A 22,048-nucleotide genomic window follows, 5' to 3' on the forward strand; every position below is an offset into this window, starting at 1 on the left:
AGTAGATAAAACTATTCATATTCATTCATACCGCTTAACGAGGCGACAATACCAGCTCTCGACAAGCGATTGAATTCATCGCTACCAATAGCATCGCGTATTGCTTTTACGGCAGCTTTATTTGCCATAAATCTGCGTTCCGCCGCCACTAATGCCTCTTTGCTTCCGCCTGCTCTTACTGCTTTAGTGGCTTCCTGAACTGCTTTCTCTATCGCATACCGACCACTACGTGTGGTGGCAATTTTAGATACAGCGCCTTTTAACCCGGCGCCAACTAAAGCACCTGCGGCAGCGCCTGCAATGCCCCCTCCTGCTCCACCAACAATGGCACCTGATGTTGAGTTGGCAATTGCATTTAACACTGTTGATGTGACGTTGGATAAACCGGCATCCAGATCGCGTAGTACATTGGCAGTTCTCCCTGTTCTTTCAATATACTGCTGAGGTTTCACTGCTGCTCTTGCAAGAGTGCCATATGCATCAGCAATTCTTCCGAGATCTGAGGAATATCTGCTAATGGCTTTTACATTTTGTGGGGTAAGTATCCCTGCGATATGGTTAATTCCTGCTGCATCAGCTTTGCCACCACGTACACCATGCGAGATAGCATCTTGCAACATTGATGATATAGCAGGAACACGCTCTGATTCTGGCAGCGCGCGGATCATAGAATGGAACCCAGCAGGACCATTAAGACCTTTAGCTGACGATGATTGAAGGGATTTTACTCCATTCGTAATCAGTGCATCTGTTGCCAAATCACGCCCGAAAACAGACTCTGCACTCTCTTGTGCTGATAACCTCGCTTTAGACAGATCATTAGCTTTCTGCCAGTCATCAAGAAATCCGCCGTTTTCCGCCATTGTGCGCATATCATCAGTAATTGCCCGGCGTATTTCCCCTGCTCTCCTTGCCGCATTTGCCTCTCCGCTACGCTTATATTTTTGCTCCGCATCAGCAAATTTCGCTCTCCATGCTTTCATGCCATCAAATGTTACTCCACCTTGATTGTTTGCCTGAACAAACTGTTTCATTTCAGGAGTAAGCGGTATGCCAGCAGATCGCTCTGCCTGAATAACGGCATTACCATTTAGCATTCTTGCTTTTTGATTTGGCATTGTTGACCGCACGTCATCCCATGCCGCGCGCTCGGCATCCTTCATCTGATCAAGATTTTGAAGAATCCTTTGTTTTATAGCCGCACTTTTTTCTGATGCCGTTCCAGATGCGGCCCCAAATTCATCAAGGTTTCGACTTAACTTTGATGATATTTCGTTAAATGCTGCCTGATGGGCGTCCTGAACAATTCCTGGTGTTGATGCCAATGCGCCTTCAGCTTGTGCAATTCCACGACTTCCAGATCGCATTCCTGGTGTTAATGCGTTTATATCAATTCCAGCAGACTCAGCCGCTTTTGCTACATCTTCGGACACATTAGCGGCCTGACTGGCAATTGACTGACGCCCAGCACCTGACTTTGCCATCCTGGAAACATCATTAGCAGAATTCAGTGCTGCACCACCAAGAGCCTGTGAAACCCTTGGCGCAATAACGCGCCCGACACCTGAAAGAACGCCTTGAGCACCAATATTGATACCACCGTTAATGGCAGCATTTTGTGCAAAGTCGCCCTCCTGATTTGCAGCATCAGCAAGAGAACCTGCAATCATGTTTCCTGCGGAACCGATATCTCCAGCGAGCTTTGCTGGCGCTCCAGCAGCTTTTGCCGCTGTGCCAATTGGCAGGAGATACCCACCAATTGTTTCACCGACTTGCGCGTAAGGGTCTGTAGGTCGATCGACAGGGCGATAAACATCATCCAAAACCTTGGGGCCACCAAGCCCCTGGCTGATTGCATTAATCAGACTTGCGCCACCCTGCAATACGTCAAATGGTATGTTTACCAGACCACGACCAGCCTGTTCTGCAATTTGCCCTGCACTTTGACCACCTGTGAGCCAATCACCAGCTTGTTGCATCAATGATGGTTCTTCACGTGCTGGTTCATTATTGGCCTGATTAACTGTTTGTTGCTGAACAGCCTGACCAGCAAAATACTCATCAATGGCGGTGCCAATATCTTCCGTGCTCGTACCATCAGGGAAGGTAAATGTCTTTCCGTTTGCAGTTACTTTCATCATTCCACCGTAAATTGAATGCCTGATTTTGAGGTATATGATCCGGATTGACTCTGCTGCTGTTGGGTATTTGTCGGTTGTTGGTTATTGCTCTGTTGTTGCGCAGGCTGCTGAATATCTTCATACAGCTTGGCTTTTCTGGATTGCAATTGCTTAGTTAGTCCGCTGGGGAGAGAATCTCCATAAGTTGAAAGATAATCATCCATTTGCTGGTTAAACTTTTCGCCTTCAGTATTTGCCATCAGTTTTGAGGTGTTGATTAAGTCCTGGACTTGCTCATTATTCAGCATCTTGCCGTTAGATAATTGGCTAACATAGTTACCAAGTGTGCCGAATATTCCATCAGTGCGTTTTACCTGCACTTGCTCACCTTCGCGTACCACAGATTGCGGATCCAGCGATTTCATATAGTTGAAAATCATTCCCAACTGCGCGGCTGGAGTGTTGCGCTTCCCAAGGGCTTGTAGGTTGTCAGAAGCACTGCGCATTGCAGAATAATTCTTTGAGAACCCATTAATATCACTATTCAGATCTCGAACAAGTTTTGGGTCAATCTTTCCGCTTTCCTGTTGTTTCATCCCTAATTCCTGCAACTTCAGGGCTACGTTATCATTATGCATTTGTGCCCGCTGAGCCCTGTCTAGTTGAGCGTTTTGGATATTTGCCCATCCTCTCGCGTTCTCCATGTCAGCCTGACGGATGCTTTCATCCAATCGCCCTTTCTCAAGTTGGCGACCAACCATCTTATCCTGATAATCCAGCATTTTATCCGGACCAACAGCCCCTAGCGTCATAGTAGTCAGCATGTGTGATAGCTGCTCTGGATTCTGGATACCTGTCTGAATCATCCAGTCAGCATTCGCACCCACGCGATTTAACCTGTCCTTGTTGTCAGTAATGAATTTACTGTAGGCTTCCGGTCCCTGAGAAAGAGCGACGTTAGCCCTCATGGCTAAATCGCCCATATCGTTGCGTTGCTGCTCATTAAGACCGGAAAACGCCTGTTGTGCCTGTGCAACAAACGCTGGATTTTCCTGGGCAAACTTAAATAGTCCCGATGGATCACCAGAAGCCCATGCATCAGCGTGAACCTTATTGAACGCACTAATAGCTTTCTGTTGCTGTTCCTGCTTATAAATATCAGCAACTCCAGCCAGACCACGTAACGCGGTCAGACCAACGTTATTTGCGCCTGATCGAGCCAGTTCATTGTTTTCGCGGATCAGACCAAGCGTTGCGTTAATGTCGCTTGCCTTTGGCGCATTCTCATTTTGCGCACCGATGCCAGCAAGAAACCCACCAGAATTAATACCCTGTTGCCACGTAGCCATTGATTAACCCTTAAAACAGTGAACCAAGCAGACCAAGACCAGCACCAATACCAGCACCCCACGGAGTTGATAGCTCGAGAGCACTGGCTATGCCACCACCCAAAAGCGCACCGGATGCAGCACCACTAACCCCCTGCTGCAATGCTGACGGTCGGTTGGCGTTTGCCGCAGCCAGCGCCGCGCTTTGCTGTGAAATCTGACTCATGTTGTTGGCATATGTTTGCCCGGCGTTTGCCTGCCCCTGAAGAGCGCCAAGACCGATATTTGCCAGGTTGTTGTAATTGTTCATTTGTCCAGATAGCCATTGCTGACCAAGCGTTGGTGCGATTGTTGCTAACTGATTACTGGTTGCGGTGGAACCCAATCCACCTGTTGCTTCCGCTGCCGCCAGACTCTGATAGCGAGCCTGACCTGCAAGGTCTTTATACTGCTGAGAGTTGTAATACTGGTTAAGTGCCTGACCTTGCCCCTCCAGAGACGATAAGTTTTCGAGGCTGCCGACATACTTATCAGCCAGAGGAGTAAACGGCTTCAGGTTATTCATGATGGTGTTGAACTGCTGATTTTGCAGGTCTGCGGCATACTTCTGAGCTTCTGCTGCATACTTTGCGCTTTTATCAGAGCTACCACCTTTCCCGCCTTTTTCAGGGCAATAAGGTTCCTCGCCGCGCAGTTTTCTGCCCAGTTTAAATGCATATAACATGGCTATCTCCCGTGATTCAGGAAGTCGATTAGTTCTTCGCGTGTGGCGCTGTAAAACGTCACGTCATCCACGCCTTTGAAGTATTTCTTGATAGTTCCTACACGCTTAAGGCCAATCATTGCGCAGTACATCTGCCCGTGGCGGAATTTGCGTGCAGCGAACGATGTGACGCACTGAACGGTGGTGTTAGTCAGAATGTATCGCCAGAACGCCAGCCCGATTTCCTTGCTGAAGCCGCGAATCTCTGGCAGGTACATGGCGTGGCAATCGAATGTCAGCGGCTGAATCTCCTGATAGTAAACAATGCCGCCGAACTGCCCGTGCACGTTCACCTCAAAGTAACGGCAATCATGTTTGTAGTCGTATCCATCACCGTTGTTGCTCCCGGCAATAATGTCAGGGTGATTTCCGACTGCTTCGATCAGGTCGATGTTTCGCGTTGGTTTGAACTGAATCATCACTGCTCCGCAATGATTTTGATGGTTGTGGCAGTAAACGCCGCCCCATTTGACTGAATGGTTAACGTACTGCCATTTGTGGCAAGAAAGCCGTCTTTATCCACGCTGAAGAACGTAGCTAACAGGATGTTGTCGGTTGTTGTCGCCGCATTACGACTGCTGACCAACGTGTCAGGAACAGAGCCGGAAAAGGTTAGCTGCATTGACCTGTTGGCGGTTCCGCTGGGCCACGTGCCGACAATCGACAACTTGAAGAGCAGGGTTTTGTTCTCGTTGAACACAACCATCTTGTTGTTAACGGTGTCGAAGAATGGTGCCAACGAGCCTGATGACGGCGTGAGCGTTTTCAGCAGGCTAACAAGGTTGGTCGGCGCTGTCGGAATGGTTACAGATACGCCAGAGTAAACAACCTCTGATTTCTTGCGAGTAGTGGCATACTCAAGAGCATCGATGCGCGTCTCATGGTCTGAAAGCGTGTTTTGAATGGCGACAACTTCATCCGTCAGATAATCAATATCGTTTTCTGCTGTCGTTAATCGCGAATCAAGGCCGACTATCGCCGCTTCTGCGTTAGTGATCCTTGTTTCGTGGTCCTGAATATTAGCTTCAACTGATGCCAGTCGAATTTCGTGATCGACAAGAATCACATCCTGCTCATCGTTCCTGACTTGTGCGTCATAAGCGCCCTGCCCTGCTTCGTTGGCCTTGTTCGCCACGTTACCAACATCAGTACCCTGTGCGATAACGTACAGCAGATATGACTGCGAGAAGATATTGCGTGGAAGGACTGATGTGTCGAGCCGCGTAGCCTGGATGATTACCGGCTCATTTAGATTCGAATCAGCCATTACTCGATCCTTATCTGGCAGCCTGACAGAGTGACAGGTGACTTCGTGATAACGCGCAATTTGAAGCCGACATTTTTCCTGATGCGCCCGACTCGCTTCCACAAAACGCGTTTGTCGTAAACGAACGGTTCATTCTGTTCAATCATCTGCTCACGTCCGTAATTTATGCCGTCAGTGGTTGCAGAGAGGAACAGGCGGTCGGCGTACTGCGCAACGCCAGTTGACGATTCAACCTCAAGATCGAACACTCTGGCGTTATCCGCTTTGAACAACGGAGTAAACAGCAGGTGTTCCTGCTGAAGCCCATACTGACTGCTGATATCGAACTGCAATTTCCCGGTAACCGATTCCAGCTTATCGCCGCACGTTATCTGATTTCCTTCGTAAATGAAGTCAATAGCGCGGTACACATCGTCATATAAGCCTGTTTTCAGCACACACCATTGCGGACCATTGGCGCTTGAAGATGCGTCGTACACGAGTACGTGGCGCGGAAGATGGATAATCAGCAACTCATGCGCATCAAATCGCAGAGACTCCATCACGCCATCAGCCAGTTCATCAGCAGTGTAGGAGCGTAGTATTTTCTCAATGCTCGCGCTGGCGATTGGTGATACCTGACCAGAGCCGATGATATACACAGACGGCGCACCTGTTGCCGGATTGCTGATGAACGCATACGAATCAGCAAACGGCGTTTTGCAGTAAGTCCCGGCAATGCCTTTTTGCACCATCAGCGATGGCTGTGCGACATACAAAGCGGCACCAACGGTGGTTGCCCCAGTCAGGGAGAAATATTCAATCGTCGATGAACCAAAACAGACGATGAAATCTCGCCATGTGCCGATACCTATGATGCCGTCCGGCTGCGATTCTGCGCGATATTGAGCACTGTAACGGTCAGGATGCGATTCGTCCTCAAGGTCAGTGATAAACCATGAATCAGTGCCGTCTTTTGACCACGCATAACGCCCACGTAAGCGCGTAATGTCGCGAACCGAACCTAACTCATACTGCGTGAATCCGCTGTCTGTAGGCCAGTTTGAGACGGTTTTAACCGTGCCATCATAGCGATACTCGACCAGTTGACCATTAAAGCCTACAGCCTGAGATGTACGACCATGCGCCATTGATACACGACCACTTCCGGCAACATCACCGACTTCACTTTCGCCCTTATACAGCTTGCCACCACATACGCGATAAACAGCATTCTGCGCCATGTTGTACTCGACGCCCCGCGATACGCCGTTCACGTCGGAACGTTTGGCAATGCCCGGGAATGAGCGAAGATATCCGCTGCTGTTGAGGATTTCTTTGGGTGTAGCCAGCATATTCACTGGCAGATAGTCGATATAGTCGGCGCTTCGAAAGTCTTTGCCGACACCTTTCATAAGCGGAAGTTGCTGAATCGGCATTTATTCACCTCACGTACTCGGATTATCTTTCTCGATGTAAAACCGATTCCACGTAAACGCGCTTTTGTTACCACTACCGCGAGGCATGTCATTTCGCCGCTCAAGTGGTGGTATTTTGGTTAAAGCGATACAGATTGTCTGATATGCACTGTCAGCAGCGGTAAGGAGAGCATCCGACGGCTGAATGACGTTATCCATGCACATCTGCACAGCGAGCTTCAAAGCGACGCCATCATTTGCCCATGCAGGGATACCTGAATCATCGTCAGGTAACGGCATGATGCCGTTTTCTGTATCAGCAAACTGATATCCAAGCTCGATACCTTTCGCCTGCCATGCTGCCATCATGTCTTCGAGATCATTAATGGCATCTTCAATTGCCTGAGGGTCAGCATCTGTCAACGTGGCATTGGAATACAGCCCGGCTTTTCGCAAAGCCTTTAGAACGAGATCACCCTTCGTTTTCGCCATCTTCTTCCGCCTTAGCCACTTTTTGCTTCGTTGCGGTTTCTTCAGGAGTTTTTACCCAACCTTTTTTCAGGTGAGATTTAACTTCTTCGTCATCAACAATGATGTAATCGACAGCAAACTGACCACAGGTGATCATGTTGCCCGGCTTATAGAGCATTGTTCGTGCCATTGTCTTCTCCCAATAAAAATGGGGCCGAAGCCCCACCTAAATTACTGCCCGGCAATAACGATGCCCGTATATTCAGGAACCAGTACAGAGCAACCGTACAGAGTGGTGAAACGCGCAGTGGTTACGCCTTTGATGTGGTCGAAGGCGTAAGACATGATCAGCGTAGCGCCCTGCTCGGTGGTTGCTGTCATTACCTGTGGACCCTGACCAGTCGGGAACGCTAGTTTGCCGTACATCAGCTCAACAGAACCATCAGCCCAGAACAGGTTGGCCGGTGCGGCATTTTTGTTGAGAATGGTGATTGCTGCACCATTTGCCGCGTTAGCATCAACGTTTGCATATGGACGGCTGGCGACATCTGCGTTGTCAGGCGGCAGAATTTTCGGGGAGATAGTCACTGTCGTTCCGCTTACTGCCAGAACGCGGAATACCTGCGGCTGCCCGGTGGTGTCTTTGGTGATCTGGTGTACAGAATTCACGCCAGCAATGGTGAACGCATCACCAACCTGCAACCCAGATGCAGATACCGTAATAGTCCCCTGTCGGTTATCCACTGGCATATCGTTGGCATCTTTCGCTTCAACCTTGTGCGCAGGTTCAGCCGCCAGCGTCAGGGAAGTTGCTGTACCCTTCGGAACACGACCAGAAATATCGGTCTTGTAGCTATCGAAGGACGCAACCGGAGGGATCTGCGCTTTTTCGTATGCTGTCAGGGTTGCGCCCTGAGCGTAGGCACGGTGACCAAGCTCGCCAGCAAGGTCTTTGTAGTTGAAGGGGTTCCAGAAAGAGCGACGGTTGATACCCTGTGGTACACCAATCGCCGTCATGGTGGCATCAATACCTGCCGCACAGTTCCACAAATCACGGCCCTGTGAACCAGTGGTTGAGTCAGCCATTGTGATCACGTTAGTAGCACGCTGCGTGACCATGGAAATCAGGTCAGAGTCAATCTGTGCAGCAAGGCGCATACCTGCGGCGCGACCAGCTTCAGTTTTATGTTCCGGGTCACGCATTTCACGCGCATCCAGAGTGTACAGAATGTTTTTCGGCTCCTTGAACACAGAAGGAACAAGGCGCTGAACCAGTGCTGTTGGCGTTTTGCCGCTGAGATCTAGGCCTTCCTCAATGTTCATGTGGTAATGCTGCGGACGATACAGAACATCACCTGCTCGCTGCATTGCTGTATCACCGGGACGGAATTTTTTAGCGTTACGGGAAACTACGCAGGCGGCCTCAAAGCCTTCAACGTAGTTTTCGAACATGATTTCAAGGTCTTTTGCTAATTGGTTAGCCATGCTTAATGCTCCGATAGGTTATTTTTTTGCCTTTTTAGCGGCGAAATACGGCGTCCAGTCACCAGTTTCCAGCGCCTTGGCTTTCAATTTGTCGAGGTTGTTGATTACTGCGCCGTTGCTCCCCTTAACTGTCGGGGTTGTGGCTGCCGTGGTTTTTGCTTTTGGCATGATTCTGGCCTTAGATTCGATACGTTCCAGCAGACGACCAATTGCTACGGGGTTGGTAGCTTCTGCCAGTTGCTTGCGCAGTTCAGCGTTGCGACCAAGCGCCAGAACAACGATTTCCGGCTTCTCTGACTCAAACAGGATCGCGTTTTGTGTCTCGATGGGGATTTCCTCGAGTACGGCCTGTTCTGCTTCCTGATAGCCAGGAACCTTGAGAGCCTTAACACGTTGCTGATATTTGGATAATCGCTCTTGATAAGCAGCCTGAAGCTCCTGCTCCTTCTGCTTGCGAGCCATCTCCTGTTGCTGGTACTTTCCGTTATCCTCTGCCCACTTAGCCATGCGTTGCTGATAGATTTCTTCATCGAAACCGATGTCCTCATCATCCAGTTTTGGCATTCGCGGTGGTTGAGTGATTACCGGCTGCTGCTCGACGGGTTTCTGAGACTGACGCATCAGCTCTTTCAGCTCGCGGTCTTTCTCTTTAATCGTCTTGCGCAGGTGTTTTACCAGTCCATGCTCTGCGCTATCTTCGCTGGTTGGCGAATCCAGCTTTTCATCACCAAAGTAGAATTCCTGTTCTGATTCGTCGTCATCAGTTTCAGTAGCTTCCTCTGCATCATTGCCGGAGGACTCACTGCCATCTTCTGTTTCGACTTCTTCAGCCAGTTCGACATCATCAGGAATCTTCTCTGATGTATCGGTTTCGATTTCAACTTCTGGTGTGTTTTCTGCCATCTGGTCCATTTGTTCCCCCTGTTTACTCGATGTTCAGCCCATCGGAAGGCAATAGGGTGCCAGGCCTCATAAAGACAGCCATTGCACGTTATGGGTTAATTACTGCTGTGGTTGTTGCTGAGTTAATTTTTGCAGGATGCTGCTGATGTCCATGCGCTGCGCATGGCCCTGTGCCTGACTTTTCAGGACAAGCTCTGCATCAGCACGGGCATTATCTCCTTGCTGTTGCTGGAACTGTCCGAGCAGTTTCAGCGCCTCACGGATATCAGATTTTTGCTGGCTATCGGCAGATGCGAGGATTTTCACAACATTTGCCGCAGCAACCTGAGCATCCGTCTGTGCCTGGAATGCTTTAACCTGAATGGCTGCCTGTTCGTTCTGCGCTTTCTGCAATTCAGCCTGACCAGCAAGAAGCTGACCTTGCGCAGCAACCATAGCCGGATCTGGCTGACTGGCCTGTTGTTGTTTCGCCTGCTCAACCATCTGCTGCTCTTCTGGCGTTCTCGGCTTGATAACTCCAGACAGAAGCAACTGATTGCGGTTGTATTCTTTAAGGTCGTCCATCCCTTCGCCATCCATATTGTCGAGAATCATCGACGATACAAGGTCGTGCTTCGGCGTTCCTGGTGGGATAAGTGCCAGCATGGAAAGTAACGACTTAACCGTTGCATCACGGCGAGTAGCGAACGACTGACCGACATCGACAGTCACTTCATAGTTACCCTGCGAAAGGTCGTTAAGCGCGATAACCTGCCCTGTCTGACGGTCAACCACTTCACCAGTCATCAGCGCCACGTCATCGCTGCCGTCCTCATTAACGATGCGCATTGGCGTATCGCTGCCATAGACTTCACGCGCCATAGAAAGCCACACAACGCCAGCGCGACGCATGGATTTAGCCATGTTGTCCATGTAGATATAGGACTGCGTATCCATCCGGTTAAAGATGCTATCAACGGTATCGGTGGCGACGTTGCTCGGCATGTTCTCAAGCTGCGACGCACCTGTAATTTGCTGAATAGCCGTTCCGGTGTACTGCAATAGCCCGGCAAGAGCTGGCGGCATTTGTGTCGGAGGTGTATAACTGCTGACCTGAGCCTGCGCAGTAATATCTCCGTTTTTGTTTTTCAGACTGACCATCGGCAGGAACGCCGGGCGCTTTTTGTTGCGCTCCGCCCAATGAGTGGCAAGAGGACCAGGAATCATGTCAACATCAACTACAGGAATGCCATCACCGCCAGCCTGAGTAGCGTTATCTGCAATCATGGAAACCATCAGGTTCTCAAGACGCTGCGCATCCATCGCTTTTGCTGCGTGGCCTTCGATTCGCTCCTGATTATCAACAAATGAGCGACGCCCATATACCGGGATGAGAGGAATATGTTCGCCCGGAATACGCTTCGGTTCTTCCAGCCATTCAGCGCCAGACAGAAGACCGCAATAAACGCGGCGCTTCTTCACCGTTCGCTCGCCAATCAGTTCGAATGCACCATCGGTCAGCTCGTCGACAATATCTTTGATTTGCTCTTCATCATAGATTGCCGTTTCTCCGCTGACAGGGTTACGCCATGCTGTGAGCTTCACCTTCTCTATGCGGACTTCGTAGTAACGTCCAACATAGATGGCATCTGGCGTTGACCAGTCATATTGAGTGCCAGTGTCATCACGAGAAAGGCTTGCCGCGATGGAATCAGGGTATTCAGCCTCGAACGCTTTAGGCGTCATGGAGAACATTTCCATAGCCCACATAGCATCAGAGCGGTCATATTGCTTGCTGTCCTGATCGAAGAAGACGCATGTCGCTGGGTCGTAAACAGGAAGAAGGCTGATGCGTCGCTGCTCGTTACTCGGATCCATTTCATCTTCGTAATCAGCACACATGCGGAAACAACCGAATCCGCCCGTTACAGCATCATCAAATGCGTTATCACACGCTTCGCCACCGGATGTTTCCTGATAATCAGCGCGGAATTTGCCGTTCATCTTTTCGGCTAACGCTTCCGATGCCTTGTCATCCTTCGGCCTGAATTTAACGCTGATGCGATTCTGCCGATACTCGCCAATGATGCGATCACATTCACGGGCAATCTTATTTAGTTCAAAGCGCGGATAATGCTCAAACCTGCCTTCATCAAATGAGTAACCAGCGTTTGTGCTGCCTTCCCACTGTGCGCCGGATACCCGGACGAAACGTTGAGCCTCAATAATCTGCTCACGCATATCCTGCGTTGCTGACCAGGCATTATCAAAGTTGCACAGCACCTTGCGATGCCAGTCAGTCATCTTTTTTTCTGCCATATCAACCTACACCACAAGGAATTGAGTAACTGGAATAGTCGGGTTGCGCAGCCGACTCCGGGCAATGCATACACATCATCAGCGCATCAGCCAGGTTAGGAGATGGAATACCGAGCTTCTGCTTCATTTCGACCTTAGTCATAAGCTCCAGCTTCCCGTTGTTATTGAATTTGCGCTGAATCTGCGTCAGTTCTGCAAACAGCTTCTCCAGCATCTTCTCGCCTATCGCTTCTTTGTCGAAACTCAGCATGTCGTCGGGGTCTGCATACTCACCGTGGACAACCGCCCGATATGTCAGATACAGCCTGTCAGCCAGCGCGTAATAGAATTGCGCTCGCTTATTACGGAACACATCGCCAATAGTGCGAACGTTGTCGCCCTGCACGACTTCATCAGCCCATGCTCCGGCCTGATATGGTGCATCTTCATCGAATGGCGATTCGCTGCCCTTGAACATCGTGGCGGTGATTTTCTTGCCGGAGAACGCTTCCGTTGTCTGTCTGCGTAGCCCGGCACCAACACCATCACCATCCCACAGGTAATGGTCAGCGCCGTCTTCAATCGCCAGCGAAGTAGCCCAGTCAGCACCCTCGTTGATGTCCATCAGCAGACCTTCGGCAATGCGCTTAACTACCGAACCGTGACGCGATGCATAACCTTTAGCATCTGGTCCTGTATCTGACGGGTCATGCGCAGAGACAACAGCGCCTTTCGCTTTCCATCCGAGTTTCTTGTGCGCATCGGTAGCAGCTTCAAGCCATTCACGTTTGATGATTGCCATATCACTTGCGCTCACTGGCTCACCAAGCCAGATGTGACGATACAGTGTCGGGTTTCTGCGTTTACACTCTTCCATCTCCAGACGGAGAACTTCAGGAAAGTGCGGGTTGTCGGTGTAGTTCACCGTCAGCAGGCAAATATCATCGGGAGGATTTACAACGAATCGCTGATAGGTATCGTCGAGTATGTTCTTCGGGTTAAAGCTCACCCATATTTCAGAGAACGGCTTGCGGATGGTTGGTATCAGGATATCCCATGATTCCTTCGTTACCGCTTCCGCTTCCTCCACCCAGCAGATATCAATGCCTTCGAGCGATTTAATCTTCGTCGGGTTGTTTTTGATGCCGTAGAACATGAACTCAGCATTCGTTCCGAGATGACGAATCATGGAACGCTGAATTTCAAACTCAGCCGTATACCCTTCACGCTCTATGGTGTCTTCAAGCAGCCGGATTACCGAATCGCTGATACTGTTTTGCAGTTCACGAGCGCAGAGAATACGCACTGGCTGCCGACGCGCCGCTTCAACAAGCAGCCTCGCAATTGCCCATGACTTACCGCTACCTCGACCGCCTTTGGCGACTTTGTAGCGATGCGCCTCAATGAACGGTTCAAAGATAGGATTAATCGAGGTCATTTTCCGAATAGAGTGCTCATCGGTGATGTTTCAATCTGGATTGCGCCGCCGTCTTTGCCGACAAGCTCGTTAGTTACCTTGTCGCCATACTTACGGGGATTCATTCGGGCCAGCGCCCATTTGCGGGTATCAACGCGAAGTCTTGCCTTTGCCACCTCAGCAGCATCTGGAATCGCAGTGTCAGCAATTTCGAATATCTCTTCGAAAATAGAATCAGCTCGTGCCTCAGTTGCCTTCGCGTACTTGTCGCGAAAATCCTCATGCTTTGCCAACCAGCGGAAAACAGTGGACTTATCCGGCATGCCAGGACGCTTACATACTTTCAGCAAACTTTCGCCAGAAGAAAGCAACGAGCAGATATCGTCAGCCACCTCCGGCATATAATCAGAGGGGCGACCAGCTTTTGGTTCAGTCGCCATATTTATCTCACTTAATTGTCATTTCAGGTTGAGGACTCTTTCGCGCCTTCAATCAGTGACTGCTTCAGCAATTCGAGTGTGCCAATCGCCTCGCATAAACTGATTTCACCATCGTAATCATGGATGACGCTTTCCAGCCGCTTGTATAGCTCTTGAGTAATTGGGAATTTCTTCTCCTTACCCAAATTGATTACGCGGCTCACATCATGCTCCGGTAGTGAACAGGTCTAACGCTTCCTTCGATTTACGCACCGCTTCGATAGTGCGAGATGTGAAGTCTGGATTTGCACCGCCATCGTTGTAGTGCAACTTGAACAATTCCAGTTTCAGTTGGTCAGCACCAATGAATGCAAAAGCTTCCTCTGCCGCTGAATTGTTCTTAGATAGCAGTCGGTAAATTTCTAACTTGAATTTCTGTTCTTCAGTCATGGGAATAATCTCTGCCATTGTTGGCTCCGTTTATCCGTTAAAAGGGATATCAGTTAAGTTATCCCGTGTAGGGTATAAGCCATTATCAAAGCCACTCTGTAGGGAATGGCTTTTGTAATAACTACTGTTCGCTTAGCTTCTGCTTCAGCAAGTAACCTTCAAGCATCCAGATTTTGTTTACAGCATTCTGCCGGGCAATCTTCCGACCAATTTCTGCATCAAAGTTTTCCGGGCTTGCACAGGCGCTCTCTCCGGTGACGGTGAAGCCATTCTTCAGCACCAGTACGCAGAAAGTAAGGAGGTCTGTAGATTTATGCGCTGTCCACGCATCGCCAACGCCCATATTGGCGGCACGAATACCGTCATAAGCAGTAAAGAAATGCTCTTCAAGAATGATGCTTTCGATATATTGGGGCGTAACGCGCGGTGCCGTTTTGCCTTTCTCAACGATTTCTTTTTCGATTTGCTGGTCGTTCATAATTATGACCCTGTAGAGTGGTTGCTTGATTAGGATGTCTTTCCATCAGTCCGCCACCACAAAGAATCTTTTTTGCCATAAGGCTGGAGGTTCATCTTTCAGTGGCTGCCAGTGTTATTCCCCCACTTACTGGCTTGGGTTGTTTCGCTGTACTGCCGTTAATTGGTGAGTCCGGGGATTATTTCAGTTCGTTACCAGGCATTTCTTTTAGCTCTTTCAAATGACAACGATTGAGACTAAACCACTCCCCGTGCGACCTATAGTTGTAATATTTTTGGTGCAATTTGGTTTCAAGCTCTCTATCGGCCGGAATCTTTGCAATTAGATTTAGCTTCCCACCACTCATGCGAGATATCTCTGAAATTCGTTTATTAACCCTGCGACTAAACCCTATTTTTGTTAGCCCACTATCTTCAGCATGCAGAACGTACACATATGATTTTTGCGAAGCACTGGGTGCGACTTTGTTGTAATTAATCATGTCAAACATGAAGCCTTGCTTTAGCAAAGTTTCAAAAAAGATAGAATTAACACACCCATTCCTTCTCAGCTCTGCACTTAGCTTGTCAATTTCCTCTATGATGTCGCCAGATCCCTTTCCACTTATAAGAAAATCTTGGTACATGCGACCAATTCTTGAGGTAATTTCAACAAAGTTATTCATAGCGTTTACCTTTTAGAAAGATGAGCCTGTTCGCACAGAAAAGCCGTCCCCGAGATGGTCGCCACCATATACGGCAATTCTCAGGCTCAGCTTTCTGAAAGACTCGGGGTTTATATGCGCTGCGATGCGCGTTTACTGAGGACACAAAAAAGCCCCGCGAATGCGAGGCTAAATCCTGGTGTTTGTGATGACTGGCTCTTATCTCAACGCAGCCCCTTACCGCGCGCCAGATGCTCAATATCAAGCATCAGCAATGAGATGTTTAATCTGGATTCACTCCAGAAGTGATCACCACCCTGTCTACAGAGCCAGATGTGAAGGATGATGAGTAAAATTATCGCTATCATCGAAGGCATTGCGTCCTGATGTATTCCTGAAGCGTTCTCAGTGCTGTTTGGTCGCGGATAATTCCGTCCCGGATACCGAGAACGTTTCGTCCAGCAACTGGAGAGAGTTCGACGGTGGCATCATTGCCCATGCCGGAGGCGCTGGAGGTTTCGGCTGAGGATGGCACAGGGCATTTTCCTTTGACGAACACCCGACCACCATTATCAAGCTTGCGCCGAAGAGCATCATTTTCAGCTTTCGCATCAGCTAACTCCTTCGTGTATTTAGCATCGAGTGCATCAGCAGAACGCTGGCGCTGCTGCATGTCAGTAATGGTGGCGGTCGCCTGCTTCAGCTCACTGACTTTTTTATCTCGCTGTTCTTTGTAGGCGATGGCGTTATCACGGTAATGATTAACAGCCCATGACAGGCAGACGATGATGCAGATAACCAGAGCGGAGATAATCGCGGTTACTCTGCTCATACCTCAATCTCTCTGACCGTTCCGCCTGCTTCTTTGAATTTTACAATCAGGCTGTCAGCCTTATGCTCGAACTGACCATAACCAGCGCCCGGCAGTGAAGCCCAGATATTGCTGCAACGGTCGATAGCCTGACGAATATCACCGCGATCAATCATCGGTAAAGCGCCACGCTCTTTAATCTGCTGTAGTGCAACAGCGTCCTGGCTTTTCGGAGAGAAGTCTTTCAGCCCAAGCTGCTTACGGTATGCATCCCACCAACGGGAAAGAAGCTGGTAACGTCCTGCTGCTGTTGATTTGAGTTTTGGGTTTAGCGTGACAAGTTTGCGAGGGTGATCGGAGTAATCGGTAAATAGCTCTCCGCCTACAATGACGTCATAACCATGATTTCTGGTTTTCTGACGTCCGTTATCAGTTCCCTCTGACCACGCCAGCATATCGAGGAACGCCTTACGTTGATTATTGATTTCCACCATCTTCTACTCCGGCTTTTTTAGCAGCGAAGCGTTTGATAAGCGAACCAATCGAGTCAGTACCGATGTAGCCGATGAACACGCTCGTTATATAAGCGAGATTGCTACTTAGTCCGGCGAAGTCGAGAAGGTCACGAATGAACCAGGCGATAATGGCGCACATCGTTGCGTCGATTACTGTTTTTGTAAACGCACCGCCATTATATCTGCCGCGAAGGTACGCCATTGCAAACGCAAGGATTGCCCCGATGCCTTGTTCCTTTGCCGCGAGAATGGCGGCTAACAGGTCATGTTTTTCTGGCATCTTCATGTCTTACCCCCAATAAGGGGATTTGCTCTATTTAATTAGGAATAAGGTCGATTACTGATAGAACAAATCCAGGCTACTGTGTTTAGTAATCAGATTTGTTCGTGACCGATATGCACGGGCAAAACGGCAGGAGGTTGTTAGCGCAACCTCTTGCCACCCGCTTTCACGAAGCCAGCCATTGCGCTGGTTTTCTTTTATGCAAAGCACACCGCACCGTAGCCACAGCGGATAAGGTGATTATTTTTGTCTGTCTGGTATTTGGCTTGATGTGCTTTCAGAAAGGTCGTGATTAAAACGCAAAAAGCCCGAGCTATTAACTCAGGGCTTTATTTAAAGAGTGCATTTATCCATCGTTAGGTCAAATTTACCCAACTTTATTCAAAAAGTCAATATTATGCCGTTAATATGTTGCCATCCGTGGCAATCATGCTGCTAACGTGTGACCGCATTCAAGATATTGTCTGCGATTGACTCTTCTTTGTGGCATTGCACCACCAGAGCGTCATACAGTGGCTTAACAGTGCGTGACCAGGTGGGTTGAGTAAGGTTTGGGATTAGCATCGTTACAGCGCGATATGCAGCGCTTGCTGGCATTCTTGAATAGCCGACGCCTTTGCATCTTCCGCACTCTTTCTCGACAACTCTCCCCCACTGCTCTGTTTTTGCTATATCAACCGCACGACCTGTACCGTGGCAATCTCTGCATCTTGCGCCCGGCGTCGCGGCACTACGGCAATAATCCGCATAAGCGAATGTTGCGAGCACTTGCAGCACCTTTGCCTTAGTATTTCCTTCGAGCTTTGCCACACCACGGTATTTCCCCGATACCTTGTGTGCAAATTGCATCAGATAGTTGATAGCCTTTTGTTTGTCGTTCTGGCTGAGTTCGTGCTTACCACAGAATGCAGCCATTCCGAATCCGGCTTGTGATTGCGCCATCCCCATAGCAGCCATCACATCAGTACCGGAAAGAGAGTCAGAAGCCGTGGCCCGTGCTGAGTCGCTCATCATTGGGCTTTTTGGCGAATGAAATTTAGCTACGCTTTCGAGTCTCATGGTCTTCCCCTCTTGCCCTGTTTGACCATCAGGACGCCGTTAACTATTACGTGACGCTCACCTTTGCTGTCTCTGTTGTACTTGAGCACTGTTCCTCTTGCGCAGGAAAGCATCCTCGCCACTTCGGTCTGATTGCCTCGTGTCTGGATAAGAAGCTCCGGTATCGTTTGAATTGTGGCGTTCATACGTTCTCCAGTTCGGTGATTTTTATTCCAAGCCTTCCGCCTGGTACTTTCACGCCACGAATTACGCGAATGTCATCGAATTGCTCGTCGTCTTCCGCAAATCCGGCGTGGATAAGGGAGTCGAGTAAACCTTTCAGGATATTGTCGAGGTCGCGGCGGCGGGAGTCTGGAACGTCTGCGATGACTTTGATGCGGAGTCGTGATTTGGTGAAAATGTCTAACTTAAGTTGGCGGATGATTTGCTGAACGTCTTTTCGGTATTTCTGGCCTTTATCGCTGATGTAGTATTGGCTTCCCCGTCTTCGCCAGTAGGTGTTCAGCGACGGTGGGTACGGAAGTGTGAATCTGTATTCTGCCATTTATCCTCTCCCATGATTATGGTGATACCCCAATCGTGATTCCGCCAATTTTCTGGCATTAACGGCTAGAGATATGTCATCGTATAATCCAAGAAATATCTTTTTATTATCACTGTTTATATATGCGCCCCACTTTTTATTCTTCTTATAGTAGGCAACCCCCATTACTCCAGAGCGATTATTAATAGGCTTTTTTCTGTTCCTTGAGTTCTGTTTATCATCTACAACGCGCAAATTGCATATTCTGTTATCGCTTTTAACTCCATTTATGTGGTCAATTTCCCCATCAGGTTCACTTCCATAAAAGGATATCCATGCGATTCTATGAGCTCGACAAACTTTTTTATTTACAGATATACGAACGTATCCTTTTTCATCTATAGAACCAGCAATCTTACCGGCATATGTTGAATTCCAGCACTCTCTTACACTTTCTCTTCTCTTGTATATAAACAAACCTGTTTCGCTATTATATTCATACAATTCATTGATTTCTTTTTGTGTTGGATATCTTTTACCGTTCATGACTTAATCTTCCCCTCCTTCAGCAGTATCGCCTGCGTCCTGATCACGCCTTCGAGGTGGTAAAGTCTGGCGTCTTTGTTGTCGAGAATCCGGGTGCGTCGGTCGATCTCCGCGTGGCAGTCACTACAAGCCCATGCGCCGATCAGGTCGTCAGGCTTCATTCCCGTTCCGCAAATTCCAGTCATCCGGTAATGTGCCAGAACTGTAGTTTCAGGGTTGCCATTGCATACGCCGTAAATACGTACCTGACATTCTCTTCCGCGCGCTTCTTTGCGTAGGTTAGCCATTAAGCAGCCTCCCCTGTTACTTTCAGCATTCCGTTATCGAGCAGCTTTCTGGTCAGCCACTGTTGACCACGCCCGGTGATTTTTGTGGTGAACGATATCTGTATTCCGTGATTTGTGTTGACCGCTGTTTCTTTCACTGTGAAATAACCGCGATCCATATATTCCTGCATTGGCACATTTCGCCGGAAACCTGAAGCAATAAGGATTTTGTGATCACGCATCCACGCAAACAGTTTGTTCGGACCAATACCGACAACCTTTGCAAAGTTTCCAATCAAAATTCCGCTGGCCTCGCCAACGCGATCGGCAAACTCAACTTTAGGTGCGGCAATTGCGAGCTGGTTTTCCAGTTGCATTTTCTGCTCAGCAAGATCAGCAGCAAGGCGCAACGCTTCTGGTAGCGTTTTGGGGATATTAACCGCAGCTTCTTCAAGCTCTCGCCAACGGTCAACAAGACGAGCGGTGAATTCCGGCGACAACTGAGCGACGACAATAATGCTGTCTCGCTTACCTTGTTCGCCCTCAAAAACGTAAGCCTCTACGCCACGAAGTAATCCTAAGTTATTGATTTTTTTCGAAAACCACCATTGGGGGATTTCGGATCACACCTCGAGCCGCCAGTCGTTCAATAGATTGTTTCACCTTGTCATGACGACTTCCCACCAACTCAGCGATTTCAATGCTTGTCATTTTGATGGCATTGCCATTCATTAACTCACTCATCGTCTTCTTCCTCGTACATTGAGCTATTCGGATCGCTCATCAGTTCTGCACAGCAGTGCTCACACACGTGAACTTCCAGCACATGCAGCTTCTGACCGCAGTTAGCGCACGTTAAAGCCCGCTCGACGCTTTCTTTCTGGTATTGAATGGATTGGGATGGGCTAAGCATTATTGGCGTCCTGCATCATGAGAAATACAATCATGGCGGCGCGGAGTGGGTTGTTGTCTATGGTAATAAATTCACAAAATCTATCCGCCTCCCACCAATATTCATTCTTCATTCCAGGATTATTTCTTTCGTATGCACATATGCTGATCTGATGTTTTGCAATTACAGGCCATGCATCTGCTGGGTTATTGCAGTAGTCGTACCATCGATAATTACCATTTACTTCATTGCCAACAGACCGTCCATCTGCGTTGTGCGGATAACCTAATGGTTTTGCCCCAACTATCGCTTTAAATACTCGCTTGTTAATTTCAAAATCACTTAACTGTGAATAATCCATTGTCATTTCCTCGCACGATATCTTAGCCACCGGATATCCCACAGGTGAGCTGTGTAATTGAAGGTTTTTACGTCAGATTCTTTTGGGATTGGCTTGCGTTTATTTCTGGAGCGTTTCGTTGGAAGGTATTTGCAGTTTTCGCAGATGATGTCGGTGAAACTTCGTCGCTGTCGCCTCATGCCGCCCTCCTGACGCCCTGCCCGATCGCCATCAATGCCGCTTTGGATACGGTAGTAAACATCCGTCGAGGACTGATGAACGGTCGCCAAATCAGCAGCATGGAGCCTTTGCTGTTTCCCTTCTTCTCCAGCCCTGTCGATGGTTCGATAAAATTAATCCGTCCATCAGTGATAATGCGAACTTCGTCGACACTCTCCAGAGCCTTGCTGAACCATCCGACTGACATATCCTCTGGCACAAGCATAACTACCGTCTGTCGCTGTTGTATGCACTGCTCAGCGGCTTTTTCCACCCACGGCCTGATATTGCTGTACGGTGGGTTATTCCAGATTGCCCGTGGCTTATCCACTCAGAATTTAGCGCGTCGTCGGCCTCAGTTAGCCAGTGAGCACACAGAGCATTTTTGTCGCTCGCTGCCGAATCCAGCCAGAATCCAAACTCAATATCCAGTGCATCAAAAAGCCAAAGCGGCGTTTGCCAGCAGTCCTTGTCGTGTGCTGGCGTATTTGATTTGATAGTCATGCTGCCCGATCTCCCCATCGCGCTTTCCATTCGAGAGCCAGTCGAGCTTCGTCTGACCACTTAACGCCACGCTCTGTACCGAATGCCTGTATAAGCTCTAATAGCTCCGCAAATTCGCTTACACGCATCCTGCTTGTTGACTGGCCTATTACCACAAAGCCATTCCCGGCAAGGTTAGGAACAACGTCCTGCTGCTTTAATGCTGCGGTAAACACACACTTCCAGCTTTCTGCATCCAGCCAGCGACCATGCCATTCAACCTGACGAGAGACGTCACCAAGGCAAGCCCAAAGCTTTCGATTCTGGTCTAAGCTGCGGTTGCGTTCCTGAATGGTTACTACGATTGGTTTGGTTGGGTCTGGAAGGATTTGCTGGATGGCTTGAATGGCGTTCTGCTGATGGATGGGGCTTCTTAGTTCAAACGTTAGTTTCCTCATGGCTCACCTTCTGCACGCATGGATTAATTAACGCCAAAATAGCTTCTGGTTTCTCAATAACATCGAACCGCTCACCACTTGCCATTCTTACAATCGTAAATCCGGCATCAAATAGGGTTTCGATGTTGTCAGAGTTAACGTACAAGGGCTCATATGCACTTCTGGTGCTTTCTATCGCGCTTGTGCTTGGTGGCTGATAGATGCTGCATCGCATGGTTAATTTGATAAATGACAT

The 22,048-nt window shown here is 48.9% G+C and carries 31 protein-coding genes and 2 pseudogenes; all 33 read right to left on the minus strand.

From position 1 onward, the window contains the following. Positions 1 to 11 precede the first annotated feature (11 nt). The 33 genes and pseudogenes from A31E_RS12325 to A31E_RS12180 all read right to left on the minus strand — a co-directional run bounded on the left by A31E_RS12325 (position 12) and on the right by A31E_RS12180 (position 22,048). Entirely contained in the window at positions 12 to 2,138 is a 2,127-nt protein-coding gene (locus A31E_RS12325) for a hypothetical protein (protein ID WP_016248912.1), read from the minus strand. Further along, on the minus strand, positions 2,138 to 3,469 hold the full coding sequence (locus A31E_RS12320; protein ID WP_016248913.1) for a DNA transfer protein: 1,332 nt from the start codon (positions 3,467 to 3,469) through the stop codon (positions 2,138 to 2,140). The genes A31E_RS12325 and A31E_RS12320 overlap by 1 nt, the downstream gene beginning before the upstream one ends. A 10-nt stretch (positions 3,470 to 3,479) precedes the next feature. Beyond that, complete coding sequence (locus tag A31E_RS12315) at positions 3,480 to 4,172, minus strand: DNA transfer protein (protein WP_000964868.1); 693 nt, start codon at positions 4,170 to 4,172, stop codon at positions 3,480 to 3,482. Positions 4,173 to 4,174: 2 nt separating this feature from the next. Next, complete coding sequence (locus tag A31E_RS12310) at positions 4,175 to 4,630, minus strand: DUF2824 family protein (RefSeq protein WP_016248914.1); 456 nt, start codon at positions 4,628 to 4,630, stop codon at positions 4,175 to 4,177. Beyond that, on the minus strand, positions 4,630 to 5,478 hold the full coding sequence (locus tag A31E_RS12305; protein ID WP_016248915.1) for a tail needle knob protein: 849 nt from the start codon (positions 5,476 to 5,478) through the stop codon (positions 4,630 to 4,632). The genes A31E_RS12310 and A31E_RS12305 overlap by 1 nt, the downstream gene beginning before the upstream one ends. After that, complete coding sequence (locus tag A31E_RS12300) at positions 5,478 to 6,896, minus strand: packaged DNA stabilization protein gp10 (RefSeq protein ID WP_016248916.1); 1,419 nt, start codon at positions 6,894 to 6,896, stop codon at positions 5,478 to 5,480. The genes A31E_RS12305 and A31E_RS12300 overlap by 1 nt, the downstream gene beginning before the upstream one ends. Positions 6,897 to 6,905: 9 nt before the next feature. Then, entirely contained in the window at positions 6,906 to 7,367 is a 462-nt protein-coding gene (locus tag A31E_RS12295) for a packaged DNA stabilization gp4 family protein (protein WP_016248917.1), read from the minus strand. Then, positions 7,348 to 7,536, minus strand: coding sequence for a hypothetical protein (locus A31E_RS12290; RefSeq protein ID WP_001389518.1), 189 nt, complete (start codon positions 7,534 to 7,536; stop codon positions 7,348 to 7,350). Before A31E_RS12290 ends, A31E_RS12295 begins: the two co-directional genes overlap by 20 nt. 41 nt (positions 7,537 to 7,577) lie before the next feature. Continuing rightward, on the minus strand, positions 7,578 to 8,831 hold the full coding sequence (locus tag A31E_RS12285) for a P22 phage major capsid protein family protein (protein WP_016248918.1): 1,254 nt from the start codon (positions 8,829 to 8,831) through the stop codon (positions 7,578 to 7,580). Between the two features lie 18 nt (positions 8,832 to 8,849). Further along, complete coding sequence (locus tag A31E_RS12280) at positions 8,850 to 9,743, minus strand: phage scaffold protein (RefSeq protein ID WP_016248919.1); 894 nt, start codon at positions 9,741 to 9,743, stop codon at positions 8,850 to 8,852. 90 nt (positions 9,744 to 9,833) lie between these two features. Next, positions 9,834 to 12,032, minus strand: coding sequence for a portal protein (locus A31E_RS12275; protein WP_016248920.1), 2,199 nt, complete (start codon positions 12,030 to 12,032; stop codon positions 9,834 to 9,836). A gap of 1 nt (position 12,033) precedes the next feature. Beyond that, positions 12,034 to 13,449 carry a PBSX family phage terminase large subunit gene (locus A31E_RS12270; RefSeq protein ID WP_000200779.1) on the minus strand — a complete coding sequence of 472 codons (1,416 nt, stop codon included), beginning with the start codon at positions 13,447 to 13,449 and terminating at the stop codon, positions 12,034 to 12,036. After that, on the minus strand, positions 13,446 to 13,868 hold the full coding sequence (locus A31E_RS12265; protein ID WP_000190002.1) for a terminase small subunit-like protein: 423 nt from the start codon (positions 13,866 to 13,868) through the stop codon (positions 13,446 to 13,448). Before A31E_RS12265 ends, A31E_RS12270 begins: the two co-directional genes overlap by 4 nt. 23 nt (positions 13,869 to 13,891) lie before the next feature. Then, on the minus strand, positions 13,892 to 14,071 hold the full coding sequence (locus A31E_RS12260; protein ID WP_016248921.1) for a hypothetical protein: 180 nt from the start codon (positions 14,069 to 14,071) through the stop codon (positions 13,892 to 13,894). A 1-nt stretch (position 14,072) separates the two neighbouring features. Then, a complete protein-coding gene (locus tag A31E_RS12255) occupies positions 14,073 to 14,315 on the minus strand; it encodes a DUF2560 family protein (RefSeq protein WP_000807780.1) in 243 nt (80 codons plus the stop codon). 103 nt (positions 14,316 to 14,418) lie between these two features. Then, positions 14,419 to 14,775, minus strand: coding sequence for a Gp49 family protein (locus tag A31E_RS12250; protein ID WP_001535929.1), 357 nt, complete (start codon positions 14,773 to 14,775; stop codon positions 14,419 to 14,421). Between the two features lie 178 nt (positions 14,776 to 14,953). Continuing rightward, positions 14,954 to 15,439 carry a GIY-YIG nuclease family protein gene (locus tag A31E_RS12245; protein ID WP_001058931.1) on the minus strand — a complete coding sequence of 162 codons (486 nt, stop codon included), beginning with the start codon at positions 15,437 to 15,439 and terminating at the stop codon, positions 14,954 to 14,956. 203 nt (positions 15,440 to 15,642) lie between these two features. Further along, positions 15,643 to 15,795 carry a hypothetical protein gene (locus A31E_RS12240; protein ID WP_001139680.1) on the minus strand — a complete coding sequence of 51 codons (153 nt, stop codon included), beginning with the start codon at positions 15,793 to 15,795 and terminating at the stop codon, positions 15,643 to 15,645. Beyond that, entirely contained in the window at positions 15,783 to 16,250 is a 468-nt protein-coding gene (locus A31E_RS12235) for a lysis protein (protein ID WP_001341210.1), read from the minus strand. The genes A31E_RS12240 and A31E_RS12235 overlap by 13 nt, the downstream gene beginning before the upstream one ends. Further along, positions 16,247 to 16,723: a glycoside hydrolase family 24 protein gene (locus tag A31E_RS12230; protein ID WP_000229398.1), complete on the minus strand. Its 477-nt coding sequence runs from the start codon at positions 16,721 to 16,723 to the stop codon at positions 16,247 to 16,249. The genes A31E_RS12235 and A31E_RS12230 overlap by 4 nt, the downstream gene beginning before the upstream one ends. Next, on the minus strand, positions 16,707 to 17,030 hold the full coding sequence (locus A31E_RS12225) for a phage holin, lambda family (protein ID WP_000783734.1): 324 nt from the start codon (positions 17,028 to 17,030) through the stop codon (positions 16,707 to 16,709). Before A31E_RS12225 ends, A31E_RS12230 begins: the two co-directional genes overlap by 17 nt. Positions 17,031 to 17,462: 432 nt before the next feature. After that, complete coding sequence (locus A31E_RS12220; protein ID WP_016248922.1) at positions 17,463 to 18,086, minus strand: antitermination protein; 624 nt, start codon at positions 18,084 to 18,086, stop codon at positions 17,463 to 17,465. Next, positions 18,083 to 18,271, minus strand: a complete 189-nt coding sequence (locus A31E_RS12215) for a protein ninH (RefSeq protein WP_000994515.1) — start codon at positions 18,269 to 18,271, stop codon at positions 18,083 to 18,085. The genes A31E_RS12220 and A31E_RS12215 overlap by 4 nt, the downstream gene beginning before the upstream one ends. Continuing rightward, positions 18,268 to 18,630: a RusA family crossover junction endodeoxyribonuclease gene (locus tag A31E_RS12210; RefSeq protein ID WP_016248923.1), complete on the minus strand. Its 363-nt coding sequence runs from the start codon at positions 18,628 to 18,630 to the stop codon at positions 18,268 to 18,270. The genes A31E_RS12215 and A31E_RS12210 overlap by 4 nt, the downstream gene beginning before the upstream one ends. Next, positions 18,631 to 19,155: an HNH endonuclease signature motif containing protein gene (locus A31E_RS12205; RefSeq protein WP_001535922.1), complete on the minus strand. Its 525-nt coding sequence runs from the start codon at positions 19,153 to 19,155 to the stop codon at positions 18,631 to 18,633. Further along, positions 19,152 to 19,442: a DUF1364 domain-containing protein gene (locus tag A31E_RS12200; protein WP_016248924.1), complete on the minus strand. Its 291-nt coding sequence runs from the start codon at positions 19,440 to 19,442 to the stop codon at positions 19,152 to 19,154. The genes A31E_RS12205 and A31E_RS12200 overlap by 4 nt, the downstream gene beginning before the upstream one ends. Further along, positions 19,442 to 20,165 (minus strand): annotated as a pseudogene (locus tag A31E_RS23535) (phage antirepressor KilAC domain-containing protein). Before A31E_RS23535 ends, A31E_RS12200 begins: the two are co-directional and overlap by 1 nt. Beyond that, the gene (locus tag A31E_RS12195) at positions 20,158 to 20,334 is read right to left on the minus strand and encodes a protein NinF (protein ID WP_000950943.1); all 177 of its coding nucleotides are present in this window, start codon (positions 20,332 to 20,334) and stop codon (positions 20,158 to 20,160) included. Before A31E_RS12195 ends, A31E_RS23535 begins: the two are co-directional and overlap by 8 nt. Further along, complete coding sequence (locus A31E_RS12190) at positions 20,327 to 20,674, minus strand: phage protein NinX family protein (protein WP_016248927.1); 348 nt, start codon at positions 20,672 to 20,674, stop codon at positions 20,327 to 20,329. Before A31E_RS12190 ends, A31E_RS12195 begins: the two co-directional genes overlap by 8 nt. A gap of 2 nt (positions 20,675 to 20,676) precedes the next feature. Continuing rightward, entirely contained in the window at positions 20,677 to 20,853 is a 177-nt protein-coding gene (locus tag A31E_RS0122725; RefSeq protein ID WP_001254223.1) for a NinE family protein, read from the minus strand. Beyond that, a pseudogene (locus A31E_RS0122730) lies at positions 20,850 to 21,376 on the minus strand (phage N-6-adenine-methyltransferase). Before A31E_RS0122730 ends, A31E_RS0122725 begins: the two are co-directional and overlap by 4 nt. Next, positions 21,373 to 21,813: a recombination protein NinB gene (locus A31E_RS12185; protein WP_016238076.1), complete on the minus strand. Its 441-nt coding sequence runs from the start codon at positions 21,811 to 21,813 to the stop codon at positions 21,373 to 21,375. Before A31E_RS12185 ends, A31E_RS0122730 begins: the two are co-directional and overlap by 4 nt. Next, positions 21,794 to 22,048, minus strand: a complete 255-nt coding sequence (locus A31E_RS12180) for a hypothetical protein (protein ID WP_015973885.1) — start codon at positions 22,046 to 22,048, stop codon at positions 21,794 to 21,796. Before A31E_RS12180 ends, A31E_RS12185 begins: the two co-directional genes overlap by 20 nt.

The sequence above is a fragment of the Escherichia sp. KTE159 genome (genome assembly GCF_000408805.1).
GTDB classification, from domain to species: Bacteria; Pseudomonadota; Gammaproteobacteria; order Enterobacterales; family Enterobacteriaceae; genus Escherichia; species Escherichia marmotae.

Coding starts and splice junctions, on each gene's coding strand:
- A31E_RS12325 (WP_016248912.1), bottom strand. CDS start 2,138: ATGAAAGTAACTGCAAACGGAAAGACATTTACCTTCCCTGATGGTACG.
- A31E_RS12320 (WP_016248913.1), bottom strand. CDS start 3,469: ATGGCTACGTGGCAACAGGGTATTAATTCTGGTGGGTTTCTTGCTGGC.
- A31E_RS12315 (WP_000964868.1), bottom strand. CDS start 4,172: ATGTTATATGCATTTAAACTGGGCAGAAAACTGCGCGGCGAGGAACCT.
- A31E_RS12310 (WP_016248914.1), bottom strand. CDS start 4,630: ATGATTCAGTTCAAACCAACGCGAAACATCGACCTGATCGAAGCAGTC.
- A31E_RS12305 (WP_016248915.1), bottom strand. CDS start 5,478: ATGGCTGATTCGAATCTAAATGAGCCGGTAATCATCCAGGCTACGCGG.
- A31E_RS12300 (WP_016248916.1), bottom strand. CDS start 6,896: ATGCCGATTCAGCAACTTCCGCTTATGAAAGGTGTCGGCAAAGACTTT.
- A31E_RS12295 (WP_016248917.1), bottom strand. CDS start 7,367: ATGGCGAAAACGAAGGGTGATCTCGTTCTAAAGGCTTTGCGAAAAGCC.
- A31E_RS12290 (WP_001389518.1), bottom strand. CDS start 7,536: ATGGCACGAACAATGCTCTATAAGCCGGGCAACATGATCACCTGTGGT.
- A31E_RS12285 (WP_016248918.1), bottom strand. CDS start 8,831: ATGGCTAACCAATTAGCAAAAGACCTTGAAATCATGTTCGAAAACTAC.
- A31E_RS12280 (WP_016248919.1), bottom strand. CDS start 9,743: ATGGACCAGATGGCAGAAAACACACCAGAAGTTGAAATCGAAACCGAT.
- A31E_RS12275 (WP_016248920.1), bottom strand. CDS start 12,032: ATGGCAGAAAAAAAGATGACTGACTGGCATCGCAAGGTGCTGTGCAAC.
- A31E_RS12270 (WP_000200779.1), bottom strand. CDS start 13,449: ATGACCTCGATTAATCCTATCTTTGAACCGTTCATTGAGGCGCATCGC.
- A31E_RS12265 (WP_000190002.1), bottom strand. CDS start 13,868: ATGGCGACTGAACCAAAAGCTGGTCGCCCCTCTGATTATATGCCGGAG.
- A31E_RS12255 (WP_000807780.1), bottom strand. CDS start 14,315: ATGGCAGAGATTATTCCCATGACTGAAGAACAGAAATTCAAGTTAGAA.
- A31E_RS12250 (WP_001535929.1), bottom strand. CDS start 14,775: ATGAACGACCAGCAAATCGAAAAAGAAATCGTTGAGAAAGGCAAAACG.
- A31E_RS12245 (WP_001058931.1), bottom strand. CDS start 15,439: ATGAATAACTTTGTTGAAATTACCTCAAGAATTGGTCGCATGTACCAA.
- A31E_RS12240 (WP_001139680.1), bottom strand. CDS start 15,795: ATGCCTTCGATGATAGCGATAATTTTACTCATCATCCTTCACATCTGG.
- A31E_RS12235 (WP_001341210.1), bottom strand. CDS start 16,250: ATGAGCAGAGTAACCGCGATTATCTCCGCTCTGGTTATCTGCATCATC.
- A31E_RS12230 (WP_000229398.1), bottom strand. CDS start 16,723: ATGGTGGAAATCAATAATCAACGTAAGGCGTTCCTCGATATGCTGGCG.
- A31E_RS12225 (WP_000783734.1), bottom strand. CDS start 17,030: ATGAAGATGCCAGAAAAACATGACCTGTTAGCCGCCATTCTCGCGGCA.
- A31E_RS12220 (WP_016248922.1), bottom strand. CDS start 18,086: ATGAGACTCGAAAGCGTAGCTAAATTTCATTCGCCAAAAAGCCCAATG.
- A31E_RS12215 (WP_000994515.1), bottom strand. CDS start 18,271: ATGAACGCCACAATTCAAACGATACCGGAGCTTCTTATCCAGACACGA.
- A31E_RS12210 (WP_016248923.1), bottom strand. CDS start 18,630: ATGGCAGAATACAGATTCACACTTCCGTACCCACCGTCGCTGAACACC.
- A31E_RS12205 (WP_001535922.1), bottom strand. CDS start 19,155: ATGAACGGTAAAAGATATCCAACACAAAAAGAAATCAATGAATTGTAT.
- A31E_RS12200 (WP_016248924.1), bottom strand. CDS start 19,442: ATGGCTAACCTACGCAAAGAAGCGCGCGGAAGAGAATGTCAGGTACGT.
- A31E_RS12195 (WP_000950943.1), bottom strand. CDS start 20,334: ATGCTTAGCCCATCCCAATCCATTCAATACCAGAAAGAAAGCGTCGAG.
- A31E_RS12190 (WP_016248927.1), bottom strand. CDS start 20,674: ATGGATTATTCACAGTTAAGTGATTTTGAAATTAACAAGCGAGTATTT.
- A31E_RS0122725 (WP_001254223.1), bottom strand. CDS start 20,853: ATGAGGCGACAGCGACGAAGTTTCACCGACATCATCTGCGAAAACTGC.
- A31E_RS12185 (WP_016238076.1), bottom strand. CDS start 21,813: ATGAGGAAACTAACGTTTGAACTAAGAAGCCCCATCCATCAGCAGAAC.
- A31E_RS12180 (WP_015973885.1), bottom strand. CDS start 22,048: ATGTCATTTATCAAATTAACCATGCGATGCAGCATCTATCAGCCACCA.